Here is a 14,097-nt window from a genome sequence, read left to right as displayed (position 1 = left end):
AGTCCGCTCGCCCCTCCAGAGGAATGCCCATGTCTGTGCCCAGCATGACCTTGTTCCACAATCCCGCTTCACCGTTTGTTCGCAAAGTTCGCGTGCTGCTGATCGAGACCGGCCAGCAGGACCGCGTGGCGCTGCACGGCTGCATGCCGACGCCGGTCAACCCGGATGTGCAGGTGGTGCAAGGCAACCCCGTGGGCAAGATCCCGGCCCTGCGCCTGGCTGACGGCAGCGTATTGCACGACAGCCGGGTGATCCTCGATTACTTCGACCACCAGCATGTCGGCAACCCGCTGATCCCCCGCGACGGCTCGGCCCGCTGGCGGCGCCTGACCCTGGCCTCGATGGCTGACGGCATCATGGATGCGGCCGTACTGGTGCGTTACGAATCGGCCCTGCGCCCGGCGGAAAAACACTGGGCGCCGTGGCTCGACGAGCAGCGCAACAAGATCCGCCGCACCCTCGCCGAGCTGGAACAGGGCGCCATCGCCGAGCTGACCAGCCACTTCGACATCGCCTCGATCAGCGTCGCTTGCGCCCTCGCCTATCTCGACTTCCGCCACCCCGATATGCACTGGCGCGCAGCCAACCCACAGCTGGCGGCCTGGTACGCCGAGGTCAGCCAGCGACCTTCGATGCTGGAGACCCAGCCGCCGGTATAGCCCTGTTTCCACCTGAACCTGTGGCGAGCGGGCATCTTGTGGTGATCGAACTCCCTGTGGCGAGCGGGCTTGCCCCGCGTTGGGCTGCGAAGCGGCCCCCATCAGGCCACCGCGTTTTATCCGATGAAACTCATCTCAAGTTTTGGGGCTGCTGCGCAGCCCAACGCGGGGCAAGCCCGCTCGCCACAACCACCGGGAACAGCCGATTGATCCTCGCCACCAACTGCGCCTTCACTCGCTGATCCTCACGCAAACCGATCATTGCACGTCCTCCAGGTCGAACTGCAACGGCTCGGCGACCTTGCGCTTGCCCACGCCGTACCAATCCAATTTGCGCGTCAGCACCATCACCGTCCCCAGCAGGCCAAACAGCAACAGCGAGCCCATCAGCAGCGCGTAATCCTCGGCACTCAACAACCCGTACAACAAGCCATACAACGCCGCCAATCCAGCAGAAAAACCCAGGCCATGGGCGACGCTGCGCAGCACGTGGCACACATAAAATCCGATCAGCAACACACAGGCACTCGCCGAGATCAGGTAAGCCAACGCAAAGCCCAGGTGCTCGGACAACGACAACAGCAGCAGGTAGAAAAACGCCAGTGCAAAGCCCACCAACGCATACTGGACCGGGTGCACCGCCAGGCTCTTGAGCACTTCGAAGAGGAAGAAACCGGCAAAGGTCAGGGCAATGAACAGCAGCGCGTATTTGATCGCGCGGTCGCTCTTGAGGTACTGGTCCACCGGATCGATGAAGTTCACGCCAAAGCTGCGGTTGTTGAAGTCGTTGCAGCCCTGGCCGTCCAGGCAGGTTTGCAGGGCCTGCTCAAGGTTGGTGGAGAAGAACGAAGTCTGCCAGCTGGCGCTGAAGCCTTGATCGGTGACCTCGCGCTGGGTCGGCAGGAAGTTGCCGATGAAGCTGGGGTGCGGCCAGTTGGAGGCGAGCGAGACCTGGCTGGTCTTGCCCACGGGCACCACTCGCAGTTGTTCGGTGCCTTGCAGGCGCAGGTCGAAAGCAAAATCTACCACGGCCGGTTTTTTACTGTCCTGTTCGGGCAGTGCCACGTGCACGCCCTCTCCCAGCCAGTCCACTTGGGAGCCCGGCGAGAACTCCAGGCGCTGGCTGCCCAGCTCGAGTTTCAGCGCGTTTTCGATACCACGAATATCACTGATGCCCACCGCCAGGAATGCCGGTTCGAAGCGGTAATCGGCAAAGTCTTCGGTGATCCCCAACTGCGCAGGCAGCTCGAAACGCCCGCTGATGCGGGTGTCGGCATGGAACAGCCGCGCCTGGTAGATGCCCCGGGCACGCAGTTCGGTTTGCACCTTGCCGTCGAGTTCGAAACGGTCCGGCAGGAAATACAGGCGACCGCGCTCCTCACGGGTGACCTCGTAGCGTTTGTTGAGCTTTTCATTGAGTTTCCACTCGCGCACGGTCTTGCGATACGGCACCACCATCACCGGTCCGGTGAGGCGCTGGGCATAGCTGGAGCTGCGCGCGATGTCCATCAGGACGCCGTCGCGCAGTTGCTGGCGATCGCCGATAATGCCGTTGATCATCAGCAACGGAATCAGCAACAGCAGGATCAGCAGCGCAATCGCGCCAAGTTTGAAAAGCAGGCTGCGGTTCATGGGTCTCTCCCTGTTTTGATGGGCAGAGCATGAGCCGCGCGTGTGGGGGATTTATGTGGGCAATGTGGAGACTGTGTGGAGATGCAGCACCACCTGCACGCCGCCCGGCACATTGCCGATCTGCAACGCGCCGCCGTGCAGCTTCATCACTTCCTCGACAAAGTTGAGGCCCAGGCCAGTGCTTTTGCGCCCGCTGGCCGGGCGTGGCAAGGAGTAGAATCGCTCGCTCAGGCGCGGCAAGGCGTAGTCGGGAATCGGCGCGGCCTGGTTGAACAGGCTGACCTGCACCGCGTGGTGCTGTGTCTGCGCACTGAATCTCAAGGTGCCGCCGGGCGGGGTGAAGTCCAGGGCATTCTCGAGCAGATTGCCCAGGGCCTGGCGAAGCAGAAAAGGTTCGCCGAACACTTTCACGTCGGCGCCGATCGTTTGTTCGATGTGCAGGCCGGCGCCTTCGATACGCGCGCATTGGGCCGTGAGAACCTCATCGACCAAGCCGGCCAATGGCAGGCTGACCTGTTCTTCCAGGCCCTGGCGTTGCTCCACTTGCGCCAGGTTCAGCAGGCGCTCGATCAACTGCTGCAGGCGCGCGCTCTCGCTGTCGATATTGCCAACGAAACGCTGCTGTTGCTCGCGGCTCATATCGCCCTGCAACAGCTCCGCCGCGCCGCGAATCGCGGCCAATGGGCTTTTCAATTCATGGGTCAGGGTGTGCACGTAATGCTCGACGTAGGCCTTGCCCTCCAGCTGCGTGCGCATATGCTCCACGGCGGTGGACAGCTGCTTGAGCTCGCCGCCGCGATAGTGCGGCAACTCGGCACGCCGGCCTTCGCTGACCGCCTGCGCATAGGCCGTCAACCGGTGCAGGGCTCTGCTCAGCCACCATGACAACACCGCCCCCAGCAACAGGCCGAGCACCACCAGCCCGGCCCCGTACCAGAGCAGCCGCCGCTCGGTGCGATCGACATACGGCTGCAGCGAGCTGTTGGGCTTGGCCACCGTGACCACGCCGATGATCTGGCCGTTATCGCGGATCGGCGCGCCCACGTGCATCACCGATGAGGCGGGGTCGTCCAGTTCGCTGCGGGTGGAACGCGCGCCGTATTCGCCGCGCAGGGTCAGGTACACGTCGTTCCATTTCGAGTAGTCCTGGCCCACTGCTTCGCCGCTGGAATCGAGCAGCACGGTGCCCTTGGCATCGGTCACGTAGATACGGTGGTTGACCTGGTTTTTCGGCAGGCCCCAGATGGTCGCGCCCGGCTGGCGATTGCCGTAGGCCTTGAGCAGCTGCGGCCAGTGGCTCTGGCCGAGGGTGTGGTTTTTCACGTCATCGCGCAGGATCTCGGCCAACAGGTTGGCAGTGTCCACCAGGGTTTCTTCGGTGGACTGGCGCACGCCGGGGCGGATTTCCTTCATCACCGTGCTAAGCACGAAGTAGCCGGTCAGGCCGATGAACAGCGCATACACCAGGAAAATCCGCAGCCCCAGGCGCATCAGCTGTTGCCCGGGCTGTAGCTGTAGCCGAGGCCGCGATGGGTCTGGATCGGCTCGGCGTCCGCCGCAATGCCACGCAATTTGCTGCGCAGGCTTTTGATGTGGCTGTCGATATTGCGCTCGTAGCCGGCATCCGCCGCCACGCCCACCGCGTCCAGCAACTGCTCGCGGCTGAACACGCGCTCGGGCTGCTCCAGCAGGCTCTGCAGCAGGCGGAACTCATGCCGCGTGAGGCTCAGGGGCTGGCCGCGATAACTGATCTGCATGCGCTCCAGGTCAACCTGGAACACGGCGGGGGCCACGCCAGGGCCGACCCTCTTGAGGATCGCCCGCACCCGCGCCGCCACTTCCCGCGGGCTGAACGGCTTGACCACATAATCGTCGGCGCCGATCTCCAGGCCCACCACGCGGTCGATCTCGCCATCGCGCGCACTCAGGAACATCACCGGCACTTCGCTGAAACGCCGCAATTGCTTGCAGGTCTCAAAGCCGGTGATATCCGGCAGGCCGATGTCGAGGATGATCAGGTCGGCCGGTGTTTGCCGTTGATAGGCCAGCGCTTCCTGGCCAAGGCTCAGCCAGGTGGTGGTGAAGCCCTCACCTTGCAGGGCAAAGATCAGCGTGTCGGCTATCGCCGCTTCGTCTTCGACAATCAGGATGTGCGGCATGGGTTCGATCAGCAGTCCGGTTTGTCAGCGGTATAGCGACGGGCCGGGTTCACCGCTGCACCAAACTCGCGCAGGGCCTTGGCGCCGATCAGCAACGGGTAGTTGAAGCTGCTGCGGTCGGTCAGGTTGACCTCGACGGTGCGCTTGACGTCGCCCAGGCACATTTCCAGGTCGATCACCGGACGCTTGGCCACGCTGGCTTCGTCCTTGTCGTCGTCTTCGTCGGCGCGGCTCTTGATCTTGCTGATGCGCGACACTTTGTGTTCGTAGACTTTGTTGCTGGCGTCCTTGCCGCCGAGGCGGAAGCGCACCCAATCGTCGCCGTCACGGGTGAAGGTCTCGATGTCACGGGCCGACAGCGAAGCGGTCAGCGCGCCGGTGTCCATCTTGGCCTTGAAGGTTTCGCCGATCTCCGGCAACTGGATGTATTCGTAGCGACCGTAAAGGGTCGGCTCGGCAGCCATGACGGGCAGGGCAACCAGGGCGAGCGAGGCAAGGAGCAGTTTCACGAAGTGGTTTCCTCGGAAAGAAGTAGGCGGATTCTAGACCGCAAAGGGGGCACTTAGTTAGCTGATCCGAGCATAACCGGCACATTGTGAAACATTCGTCCGGTGATTTGAGATTTGGCCTGCAGACCAAGCTCTCTTATCATGACCCGCCCACACGATCCCAAGAGTTGCTTATGCGCCGCCTGCTCACCGGCTGTTTCGTTACCCTGCTGCTGTTGCTCAACACCCTGGTGCTGTTCGGGCCATTGATGGTGTTTGCCCTGCTCAAGCTGGTGGCTCCCGGACGTTTTCGCGACTACGCATCCTGGGCGGTAATGTGGATCGCCGAGACCTGGGCCGAGATCGACAAGCTTATTTTCTCGTGGTGCATCCCGACCCGCTGGGACATTCGCGGCGGCGGCGACCTGCGCGGCGACACCAGCTACCTGGTGATCAGCAACCACCAATCATGGGTGGATATCCCCGCGCTGATCCAGGCCCTCAACCGGCGCACGCCGTTCTTCAAATTCTTCCTGAAAAAAGAACTGATCTGGGTGCCCTTCCTCGGCCTGGCCTGGTGGGCGCTGGATTACCCGTTCATGAAGCGGTACACCAAGGCTTTCCTGGCCAAGCACCCCGAGCTGGCCGGCCAGGACCTGAAGATCACCAAAGAGGCCTGCGAGCTGTTCAAGCGCCAACCGGTGACGGTGGTCAATTACCTGGAAGGCACGCGGTTCACCCCGGCCAAGCGCAAGCAGCAGGACTCGCCGTTCGAGCGTCTGCTCAAACCCAAGGCGGGTGGCGTGGCGTTTGTATTGGCGGCGATGGGGGAACAACTGGACGCCGTGCTCGACGTTACGGTCGTCTATCCCCAGGAGAAGATCCCGGGCTTCTGGGACTTGATCTGCGGCTCGGTGCCGACGGTGATCATCGATATCCAGACCCGCGAGCTGGATCCGGCGTTGTGGCAGGGCGATTACGAAAACGATCCGGTGTTTCGCCAGACCGTCCAGAACTGGGTGAACCAGCTCTGGCTGGAGAAAGACGCGCGCATCGCACAACTGCGCGCGGAAAACCCTTAACTGCCGGTGCCCCATGCCTGGGCCAGTTTGCCCAACACGGAGCTGCTGGCGCCCTGGCCACCCAGGTATTGCAGGATCACCGGGGCAAACTGGCCGACCATGCCGCTGTCCATGCCCAGGGCGCTGAACGCGGTGTTCAGGTCATTGGTGTTTTTCACATTCCCCAGCAGTCCATCCAGGCCGCTGGTCTTGCTGCCGCCGGTCTGGCCGAGCATCCCGCTCAAGGCCCCGAGGCTGCCCAACGCGTTGTTGCCCGAGAGCTGATCCAGGCCCGGCACGCTCTTGCCCAGTTGCGAGTAGTCGGTGCTGCTCAGTTGGTTCTTGGCCAGGCCGAGCATCGCGCCGGTGCCGCCGACCGCTTGCTCGGGGGTGACATTCAATTGCGAGGTCAATGCGCTCAGCAGGCCGGCCGTCTCGGACGACGGCGCGGCGGCAGCGGCTTTGTTGTTGCCCCCCTGCATGCCGGAAATGGCATTGGCCGCATCGCCAAGGCTGAACCCTGCGGCGAACACCGGGCCGGCCGCCAGGGTCATCAGGCAGGAAAGGGCGAAACCGCGTGAAATCTTCATCGAAACAACCTCTGGATATAGGTGCGAAAGCAGGCATTTGACTGGATAGCCCGGGGGATTGTTCCCAGTGCATCCAATCCCCCGCCTGCTGCGTATAACCACCACACACCTGTTGAGGACGACGCCGGTGAATGGAACGCACGCGCAACCTGGACTACCCTCTGCCTGCCACCGCTTGCACGTGCAGTCCCACCGCCCTGTCGCCAGGGCCTGGAGAAGCCCTATTTCCACTTCCGACGCTGACCCGCTGCGGCCCCTGCTGGCCCAATGCGCCCTGGGCAACCGCCAGGCGTTCGAAACCCTCTACCGTGCGGTTTCACCGCGGCTGCACGGCGTTGCCTTGCGTTTCATGGGCCGCCCGGACCTGGCTGAAGAGGTGCTGCAGGAAGCCTTCGTGCGTATCTGGTACAACGCCTCGCGCTACGAGGCCCACCTGGCGGCGCCGATGACCTGGATGGTGAACATCACCCGCAACCTGGCCATCGACCAACTGCGCAAACGCCGTGAACAACCGTTGGCAGATGGCCAACAGGACGCCCTGCTCGATGACGGCCCCAGTACCTTCGAACAGCTCGACAGCGAGCGCGAGGCGCGCGCGCTGAACCGCTGCCTCGACACGCTCGACGGCATGCAGCGCCAATCGATCACCGTGGCTTACTTCCAGGGCCTGTCGTGCTCGGAATTGGCCGACCATCTGGCCGCGCCGCTGGGTTCGGTCAAGTCCTGGATTCGTCGCGGCATGGAACGCCTGCGCAGGTGCCTTGAATCATGAACTACCAGACCACTCCCCTGCGCCGCGCCTTGGCGGGCGACTACGCCATCGGCCTGATGCCCGCTACCGCCCGCCGCCGGTTTGAGGCCCTGCTGCTCGACGACGCCGCATTACGCGTGGAACTCGGCCATTGGCAGGCGGCCCTGGCCAGCCTGACCGGGACCCTGCCCGAACGGCCGGTGCCCGACCACGTGTGGGAAGGCATCCAGGCGCGGATCGAGCCGCAGGTCCTGCACCTGCCGGCGAAGAAACCGTTGTGGCTGAACCTGCGGCTATGGGCGGCGGCCTTCGGGATTGTCATCGCGGTGCTGGTGGGCGTGCTGTACCAGCGCGACCTGGGCGTGGAATACAACGCCACACTCGTCGCTGCCAACCAGCAACCGGCGCTGCAGATCAAGGCGTTTACCGATCACCTGCAAGTGGAGCCGCTGGCGTTGGCCGCGCTTGAGCCGACGCGCGACCTGGAATTGTGGGCCATCCAGCCCGGTGGCAAACCGATCTCGCTGGGCCTGGTGCCGACGGCAGGCAGAGGCCGGATTCAGCTGAGCCCGGCACAGCAAGCCTTGCTTGCCGCACCGCTGACCCTGGCCGTGAGCCTGGAGCCACGCGGCGGTTCGCCCACCGGACAGCCGACCGGACCGGTGCTGTATCAGGGCCAATTGGCATCACTTTGAGCGCCAACCGGTTCAGGAACCCATCGCGTAAACCAGGGTCCATGACAGGACTGAAAGCCCTGTCAGGACCCCCTTCATGAGCGCGACACGCCCCACCATCATCGAGCCCAAGCTCCCTTTCTGGAGCCGTCCGCGCCTGTTCATCGGCGTCTGCGTGGCCGTGATCGCCGGCCTCGGCGGCGCGTTCTACACCCAGGACAACGTCAAGTCCGCCGCCACCCTGGTGACCACCACCCAGCAGCCGGCGGCGCAGGTCATGGCGCACAAGGATTACCTCGAAGTCGAACCGATCGCCACGACAGCGCCCGAGCCTGATCGCAGCCTGGAACTGTGGGCCATGCCCGAAGGGGGCAAGCCGGTATCCCTGGGGCTATTGCCGGAGGACGGCAAAGGCATCATCGGCCTCAACCCGCGCCAACAGGCAAGCATCCGACAGCCGGTGGCGTTACTGGTGAGTTCGGAGACCAAGGGCGGCTCGTTGAGCAAACAGCCGACAGGGCCGACGGTGTATCAGGGCGCGCTGGCGGTGCGGTGAGTTGGTCTTTTACGTGCCTCGCGATAAAAGCCCATGGATTAATCGCGACCTGTTCTAGAAAACTGTGATTTCTCACAGTAGCCGTCGACGCAAAACCACCCGCAGCATAAAGCCTCCCGCGCGCCACAGGAGGTGGGCCATGAACAGCGCAATGTCTGCAGGTGTGTTCGTCACGATCGCACTGATGGGCCCTGCCCACGCGGCGGCAACTTCCACCTGCCCGCCGATCCAGGACATCAAGCAAACGGCAATGGCCAGCGGCGGTTACCGTTACGAAACCTCACAGCCTGACGCGCTCACCTGGACAGGCGAAAACCCGCAGGCGGCGGTGTTGGACCTGACTGACTCGACCTTCCACGATGCCCGTTACGACATGAACAGCAAGGCCGTCATTTGCACCTATAAAGGCCCCATGAATAACGACGCCAGCGTTTCGGTAACGGCACCTGTCGTTGATTGGAACCTTACGCCCACCAGAGGCGAGTGGAGAGGCACCTATTGCGAAGCCCTGGACCGTTCCAGGTGTGAATTTACGCACCACTGAAAAGGGCGACTTGAAGTCGCCCTTTTTTATTACGCCGCGCTCTGCGCCATCACCTTGCGTTGCTAAATATGATCAGCCGACGCCAGAAATCATAGGCATGATCCGAGGATCAAGTAGTCCATTTCTGAAACGTTAACAACGTCCCTGTACACGCCTTACAGCCCTTGTGGCGCCTTCTTATAGTCGTGCGCCACAGCCTTGGAGGCGTACGCGATGCAGGGACCCTACGCATTTATCAATGAAAGGCCGATGCCTTATCCGCAGCTCAAACTTAGCCTTTCACTTAATCACCACACACACACCAAATTCGACATCATCAACCAACACATTCGCAACGTCGTGGTACTGCCAGGGCAACTGGTGATAATTCCAGACGCGAGTACAGCATCTTGCACCACTGAGGAAGCACGGTTGATGCGCTCGGCGCAGAACATAAAACACGCGTTGCTGGCGCATTCCGCCACCGATCAATTCTTGATCAAGAACTATGATCAGTTGCAAGCCATCATGTCACATGCCTCCTTGGGTATTGGAAGTGCCAGCAGCGCCTGGAGCAAGCACCTGTCGCACGTCGAGAAAACCCTCAACGAAATCGATGCCTTGCATAAACAGTACTTGAGCAAGGGCTCCACGGCTGCAAGGGATGAATTCCTTGCCAGGCGCAAGGCATTGTTTGCGACGCTGGACCGGCAGCTGTCAGGGATGGCTCGCTTGGGCACTGGATTAAAAAATGAAGGCTCGATTAAAAAGATGCTCGGTATCTCCAGCAAGCGTTATTGGCACCATGGGCAGGTCCGGGGGTATGAGGAAGCGGTAAAACGTGTAGCCAAGGCTTCAGAGATCGTGAAGAAGGGGACTTACATCGGTATTGCACTGGATGTGGGATCGACGGCGCTGGAAATAACCGAGGCCTGTTCAAAAGGGCGGGAGCAGGAGTGTACCCAGGCAAAGTATGTGGAAGGAGCCAAGTTGGTGGGCAGTGTGGGCGGCGCATCTGCGGGTGGTATTGCAGGCGCCTATGTCAGTACCGCCGTCTGCATGATTGCTTTCGGCATACCCACGGCCGGCGCCGGAGCTTTGGCATGCGCGATCATCGGCGGTGCTGCGGGCGGACTCGCTGCTGGCAAGCTCGGAGGCAAGGGTGGGGAATGGGTAGGTGACACTCTCTATCATGCGGTGGAAAGATAAATGTACTTGAAATATTTTGCCGTGGGCTCATTCGTCCTTCTGCTATTAAGTTTTCCGCTTCTCTTTTCTGCCATGTACAAGAAACTCGATGCCGCTGAGCGCTATATGCCATACAGCACTTTTATCGTCGGGTGCAGGCACACTTTTCGTCATTTTCACTTTGAAGGAAGACCTCAACGAGTCTTCGCCATGGCCACTGTTATTCTCATCCCAAAAGTCATTCAATGGCGAGGCATGGTGCTTGTTGAAGACGTTCAAAAAATACCACTGCACCTCAAGTATTGGATGGTCATACCAACACTCGCAACCTTCCTGGGCCTTATAGGCATCTGCATCACCGGGCTGCTTGTGGAGAGCGACATCATATAAAACAAGGGCGACCCATGGGTCGCCCTTGTCATCGCCTACGCCGCGCTGAACAACTTGTGCGGATCGATCACAAATTTCTTCGGCACACCCGCATCGAACTCGCCGTATCCGCGCGGTGCATCATCCAGGCTGATCACCTGCACACCGACGATCTCGGCAATGTTGATACGGTCCCACATGATCGCCTGCATCAGCTGGCGGTTGTACTTCATCACCGGCGTCTGCCCGGTGTGGAAGCTGTGGGATTTGGCCCAACCCAGGCCAAAGCGAATGCTCAGGCTGCCCATTTTCGCGGCGGCGTCGACGGCGCCCGGGTCTTCGGTCACGTAGAGGCCGGGGATACCGATCTTGCCCGCCACGCGCACCACGCCCATCAGCGAGTTGAGCACGGTGGCCGGGGCCTCCGCCTTGGCGCCTTCATGGCCGTGGCCACGGGCTTCGAAGCCTACGGCGTCGACGGCGCAGTCCACTTCCGGCTCGCCCAACAGCGCGGCGATCTGTTCGTGCAGCGGGGTGTCCTTGGACAGGTCGGCAATCTCAAACCCCTGGGCCTTGGCGTGGGCCAGGCGGATCGGGTTGACGTCACCGATGATCACCACCGCCGCGCCCAGCAGGCGTGCCGAGGCCGCTGCAGCCAGGCCGACCGGGCCAGCGCCGGCGATGTAGACGGTGCTGCCAGGGCCGACACCGGCCGTCACGGCGCCGTGGTAACCGGTAGGCAGGATGTCGGAGAGGCAGGTCAGGTCGCGGATTTTCTCCATGGCCTTGTCGCGGTCCGGCAGTTTCAACAGGTTGAAATCGGCGTACGGCACCAGCACGTACTCGGCCTGGCCGCCGGTCCAGTCGCCCATGTCGACATAGCCATAGGCACCCCCCGCACGTGCCGGGTTGACGGTCAGGCAGACGCCAGTGTGTTGCTCCTTGCAGGAACGGCAGCGGCCGCACGCCACGTTGAAGGGGACGGAGACCAGGTCACCGATCTTGAGGTTTTCGACGTCGCTGCCCTTCTCGATCACTTCGCCGGTGATCTCGTGACCGAGCACCAGGCCGGTCTGGGCGGTGGTGCGGCCGCGCACCATGTGTTGGTCGGAGCCGCAGATGTTGGTGGAGACCACGCGCAGGATAACGCCGTGCTCGATCTTCCTGCCACGGGGGTCCTGCATTTTGGGATAGTCGATTTTCTGTACTTCGACCTTGCCGTTGCCGAGATACACGACACCACGATTACCAGACATGCTTTCACCTCGCTGTTGTTTTTATGGAACCGCGTTGCCCAGGCAGGCAGCGCGTAAAGTGCTCGGGTACAGATGCTGTTCTTGCGTTGTTGCTGATGGCCTCATCGCGGGCAAGCCCGGCTCCCACATTCGACCGGGTTCCACCTTTGGAATGCGGTCGAATGTGGGAGCTGGCTTGCCTGCGAAGGCGGCCGTCAGAGCACCACCGTGCGATTGGCGTTCAAGAACACCCGCCGCTCAATGTGATACCCCACGGCCCGGGCCAATGTCAGGCCTTCGATATCGCGCCCCTTGGCAATCAAATCCTCCGGATAGTGGCTGTGGTCCACCACCTCCACACCCTGGGCGATGATCGGCCCTTCATCCAGATCGTTGTTGATGTAATGCGCCGTGGCGCCGACCAATTTCACGCCCTTGTTGTAGGCCTGGTGATAGGGCTTGGCGCCCTTGAATCCCGGCAGCAACGAGTGATGGATATTGATCGCCTTGCCATCCAGCTTGCGGCACAGCTCCGGCGACAGCACTTGCATGTAGCGCGCAAGGATCACCAGCTCTGCCCCCGTGTCTTCCACCACTTGCCACACCTGCCGCTCCTGGGACGGTTTGTCATTGGGGTCGAGGGGGAAATGGTAGTAGGGAATCTGGTGCCAGTCGGCCAAAGGTTTGAGATCGGGGTGATTGGAGACCACCGCGACCACATCCATCGACAGCTGGCCGATGCGCTGGCGGTACAGCAGGTCATTCAGGCAATGATCGGCCTTGGAGACCATGATCACCACTTTTGGCCGGTAGTTCGGCGCCGTCAGCTCGAAGATCATGCCAAAGGCTTCACCGCGCGTGGCCAGGCCATCGCGGAAAGCCTGCTCGTCAAAGCCGTCGGGCTGGCGGAATTCCACGCGGATAAAAAATCGGCCCGAGAGGCGGTCATCGAACGAATGGTGCTCGGTGACGTAGCACCCCTGCTCGAACAGATAGCGGGTGACCGCGTCCACCGTGCCGAGCACGCTGGGGCAGTCGGCGGTCAAAATCCATGTATCGGGTGCGCGGCTCATAGTGCATGACTCCTTGATCGTTCCCACGTTCTGCGTGGGCATGCCGCCATGGACGCTCTGCGTCCGCTCTTGGGACGCAGGGCGCCCCGGGATGCATTCCCACGCGGAGCGTGGGAACGATCATGTCAGGCTTGAACGTTGAGGCCGAATTCGGCCGAGGCATCCTGCAGCCACAACCACCAGTAGTCCGAGAAGCTGCGACGAATCACCAGCTCCCAGGTGTCTTCAGCGGTATGGCGGATCACCAGTTGCGACTTGGCGAACACCGTGCCCACCGCCTTGCCCACCGGGAAGTTGTTGGGGTGTACGTCGTAGCTGGTGGACTTCATCAGCACGTCGCGCACATTCGGGCCGCTGAGCTCGAGGATCTGCTGGCCGCCACTGACATTGACGATCTGGATATGCAGCTCGCCCAGCGCCTCGCGCAAACTTTTCTCGGCGGCGAACTCTTCACCGCTTGGCACGACCAGTAGCCACTCATCCGGGCCGAGCCATTGCAGGCTGGTTTCGCCGTTGACGATCACTTGCAGGGCGCCAGGCAGTTCGATGCCCAGGGCCTTGTGCACGCCGGCGGCGAAGGCGGCATCGTGGCCATCGCCACGGATGGTCAGGTGGCCGAGGAGTTTCTTTTCACGCACGGTCACGCCGGCATTCTTGCGGCCCTTGCCGACCAGGCTGGCGAGGTCGGCATGGTGCAGCGACGACTCGGCCTTGGCGCCGGTGGTGGGGCGTTGTTGGTATACGTTGGCTGCTGTCATAAAGCACCTTTCTGAATTCTGTGGTGAATCTACTGGCGCCTTCGCGAGCAAGCCCGCTCCCACATTTGGAATGTATTTCAAGGTTGGAACCGAGTTGTGCCTCCCGCTCAGATGCCGGTGCAGCACCCCGAATCCCAAGCCCGAACAGCGATCAAAACTGTGGGAGCGGGCTTGCTCGCGAAAGCGGTGGGTCAGTCGCTGCAGGGGGTGACTGATCTGGCGCCTTCGCGGGCAAGCCCGCTCCCACATTTGGGATGTATTACAAGGTTGGAACCGAGTTGTGCCTCCCGCTCAAATGCCGGTGCAGCACCCCGAATCCCAAGCCCGAACAGCGATCAAGACTGTGGGAGCGGGCTTGCTCGCGAAAGCGGTGGGTCAGTC

At 61.9% G+C, this 14,097-nt stretch carries 16 protein-coding genes; 8 read left to right on the top strand and 8 right to left on the bottom strand.

Annotation, left to right across the window (positions count from 1 at the left end; all coding sequences use genetic code 11):
* Positions 1-29 precede the first annotated feature (29 nt).
* Positions 30-659 carry a glutathione S-transferase family protein gene (locus NTD80_RS14000; RefSeq protein ID WP_262134059.1) on the top strand — a complete coding sequence of 210 codons (630 nt, stop codon included), beginning with the start codon at positions 30-32 and terminating at the stop codon, positions 657-659.
* A gap of 258 nt (positions 660-917) precedes the next feature.
* Here the strand turns inward: NTD80_RS14000 and creD are convergent, their stop codons facing one another.
* The 4 genes from creD to NTD80_RS13980 are packed head-to-tail and all read right to left on the bottom strand — an operon-like array spanning position 918 to position 4,959.
* Positions 918-2,291, bottom strand: a complete 1,374-nt coding sequence (creD, locus tag NTD80_RS13995; RefSeq protein WP_262134058.1) for a cell envelope integrity protein CreD — start codon at positions 2,289-2,291, stop codon at positions 918-920.
* Positions 2,292-2,342: 51 nt separating this feature from the next.
* On the bottom strand, positions 2,343-3,782 hold the full coding sequence (gene creC, locus NTD80_RS13990) for a two-component system sensor histidine kinase CreC (protein ID WP_262134057.1): 1,440 nt from the start codon (positions 3,780-3,782) through the stop codon (positions 2,343-2,345).
* On the bottom strand, positions 3,782-4,450 hold the full coding sequence (gene creB, locus NTD80_RS13985) for a two-component system response regulator CreB (protein WP_065904742.1): 669 nt from the start codon (positions 4,448-4,450) through the stop codon (positions 3,782-3,784). The genes creC and creB overlap by 1 nt, the downstream gene beginning before the upstream one ends.
* Positions 4,451-4,458: 8 nt before the next feature.
* Positions 4,459-4,959: an ATP-dependent zinc protease gene (locus tag NTD80_RS13980; protein ID WP_065904748.1), complete on the bottom strand. Its 501-nt coding sequence runs from the start codon at positions 4,957-4,959 to the stop codon at positions 4,459-4,461.
* A 173-nt stretch (positions 4,960-5,132) separates the two neighbouring features.
* Between NTD80_RS13980 and NTD80_RS13975 the strand changes: the two genes are divergently transcribed.
* On the top strand, positions 5,133-6,020 hold the full coding sequence (locus NTD80_RS13975) for an acyltransferase (RefSeq protein WP_065904750.1): 888 nt from the start codon (positions 5,133-5,135) through the stop codon (positions 6,018-6,020).
* On the opposite strand, the gene NTD80_RS13970 is transcribed toward NTD80_RS13975, so the two are convergent.
* On the bottom strand, positions 6,017-6,589 hold the full coding sequence (locus NTD80_RS13970; RefSeq protein ID WP_065904752.1) for a DUF2780 domain-containing protein: 573 nt from the start codon (positions 6,587-6,589) through the stop codon (positions 6,017-6,019). The genes NTD80_RS13975 and NTD80_RS13970 overlap by 4 nt on opposite strands.
* Positions 6,590-6,716: 127 nt before the next feature.
* Between NTD80_RS13970 and NTD80_RS13965 the strand changes: the two genes are divergently transcribed.
* The 6 genes from NTD80_RS13965 to NTD80_RS13940 all read left to right on the top strand — a co-directional run bounded on the left by NTD80_RS13965 (position 6,717) and on the right by NTD80_RS13940 (position 10,671).
* Positions 6,717-7,361 (top strand): sigma-70 family RNA polymerase sigma factor, encoded by a 645-nt coding sequence (locus NTD80_RS13965; protein WP_410017414.1) that lies wholly within the window; start codon positions 6,717-6,719, stop codon positions 7,359-7,361.
* Positions 7,358-8,035 carry an anti-sigma factor domain-containing protein gene (locus NTD80_RS13960; RefSeq protein WP_262134056.1) on the top strand — a complete coding sequence of 226 codons (678 nt, stop codon included), beginning with the start codon at positions 7,358-7,360 and terminating at the stop codon, positions 8,033-8,035. The genes NTD80_RS13965 and NTD80_RS13960 overlap by 4 nt, the downstream gene beginning before the upstream one ends.
* A gap of 76 nt (positions 8,036-8,111) precedes the next feature.
* Entirely contained in the window at positions 8,112-8,570 is a 459-nt protein-coding gene (locus tag NTD80_RS13955) for an anti-sigma factor domain-containing protein (protein ID WP_262134055.1), read from the top strand.
* Positions 8,571-8,709: 139 nt separating this feature from the next.
* Positions 8,710-9,114 (top strand): DUF3757 domain-containing protein, encoded by a 405-nt coding sequence (locus NTD80_RS13950; protein WP_262134054.1) that lies wholly within the window; start codon positions 8,710-8,712, stop codon positions 9,112-9,114.
* A 213-nt stretch (positions 9,115-9,327) separates the two neighbouring features.
* A complete protein-coding gene (locus tag NTD80_RS13945) occupies positions 9,328-10,302 on the top strand; it encodes a hypothetical protein (protein WP_262134053.1) in 975 nt (324 codons plus the stop codon).
* Positions 10,303-10,671 carry a hypothetical protein gene (locus NTD80_RS13940; protein WP_120450237.1) on the top strand — a complete coding sequence of 123 codons (369 nt, stop codon included), beginning with the start codon at positions 10,303-10,305 and terminating at the stop codon, positions 10,669-10,671. It abuts the gene before it with no gap.
* 35 nt (positions 10,672-10,706) lie between these two features.
* On the opposite strand, the gene fdhA is transcribed toward NTD80_RS13940, so the two are convergent.
* From fdhA to NTD80_RS13925, 3 genes are all read right to left on the bottom strand, one after another.
* On the bottom strand, positions 10,707-11,906 hold the full coding sequence (fdhA, locus tag NTD80_RS13935) for a formaldehyde dehydrogenase, glutathione-independent (protein WP_034116135.1): 1,200 nt from the start codon (positions 11,904-11,906) through the stop codon (positions 10,707-10,709).
* Positions 11,907-12,100: 194 nt separating this feature from the next.
* On the bottom strand, positions 12,101-12,958 hold the full coding sequence (purU, locus tag NTD80_RS13930) for a formyltetrahydrofolate deformylase (protein ID WP_005792124.1): 858 nt from the start codon (positions 12,956-12,958) through the stop codon (positions 12,101-12,103).
* Between the two features lie 125 nt (positions 12,959-13,083).
* On the bottom strand, positions 13,084-13,716 hold the full coding sequence (locus NTD80_RS13925; RefSeq protein WP_065904762.1) for a sarcosine oxidase subunit gamma: 633 nt from the start codon (positions 13,714-13,716) through the stop codon (positions 13,084-13,086).
* Positions 13,717-14,097 lie beyond the last annotated feature (381 nt).

It is taken from the genome of Pseudomonas sp. 13B_2.1_Bac1 (assembly GCF_025466155.1).
Lineage (GTDB): Bacteria > Pseudomonadota > Gammaproteobacteria > Pseudomonadales > Pseudomonadaceae > Aquipseudomonas > Aquipseudomonas aylmerensis.
The sequence above is the reverse complement of the archived record's forward strand: the minus strand, read 5'-3'. Positions and strand labels throughout refer to the sequence as shown.

Bases quoted from the DNA above. Each gene is read 5' to 3' on its own strand.
- NTD80_RS14000 (WP_262134059.1), top strand. From the start codon at position 30: ATGTCTGTGCCCAGCATGACCTTGTTCCACAATCCCGCTTCACCGTTT.
- creD (WP_262134058.1), bottom strand. From the start codon at position 2,291: ATGAACCGCAGCCTGCTTTTCAAACTTGGCGCGATTGCGCTGCTGATC.
- creC (WP_262134057.1), bottom strand. From the start codon at position 3,782: ATGCGCCTGGGGCTGCGGATTTTCCTGGTGTATGCGCTGTTCATCGGC.
- creB (WP_065904742.1), bottom strand. From the start codon at position 4,450: ATGCCGCACATCCTGATTGTCGAAGACGAAGCGGCGATAGCCGACACG.
- NTD80_RS13975 (WP_065904750.1), top strand. From the start codon at position 5,133: ATGCGCCGCCTGCTCACCGGCTGTTTCGTTACCCTGCTGCTGTTGCTC.
- NTD80_RS13970 (WP_065904752.1), bottom strand. From the start codon at position 6,589: ATGAAGATTTCACGCGGTTTCGCCCTTTCCTGCCTGATGACCCTGGCG.
- NTD80_RS13960 (WP_262134056.1), top strand. From the start codon at position 7,358: ATGAACTACCAGACCACTCCCCTGCGCCGCGCCTTGGCGGGCGACTAC.
- NTD80_RS13955 (WP_262134055.1), top strand. From the start codon at position 8,112: ATGAGCGCGACACGCCCCACCATCATCGAGCCCAAGCTCCCTTTCTGG.
- NTD80_RS13950 (WP_262134054.1), top strand. From the start codon at position 8,710: ATGAACAGCGCAATGTCTGCAGGTGTGTTCGTCACGATCGCACTGATG.
- NTD80_RS13945 (WP_262134053.1), top strand. From the start codon at position 9,328: ATGCAGGGACCCTACGCATTTATCAATGAAAGGCCGATGCCTTATCCG.
- NTD80_RS13940 (WP_120450237.1), top strand. From the start codon at position 10,303: ATGTACTTGAAATATTTTGCCGTGGGCTCATTCGTCCTTCTGCTATTA.
- fdhA (WP_034116135.1), bottom strand. From the start codon at position 11,906: ATGTCTGGTAATCGTGGTGTCGTGTATCTCGGCAACGGCAAGGTCGAA.
- purU (WP_005792124.1), bottom strand. From the start codon at position 12,958: ATGAGCCGCGCACCCGATACATGGATTTTGACCGCCGACTGCCCCAGC.
- NTD80_RS13925 (WP_065904762.1), bottom strand. From the start codon at position 13,716: ATGACAGCAGCCAACGTATACCAACAACGCCCCACCACCGGCGCCAAG.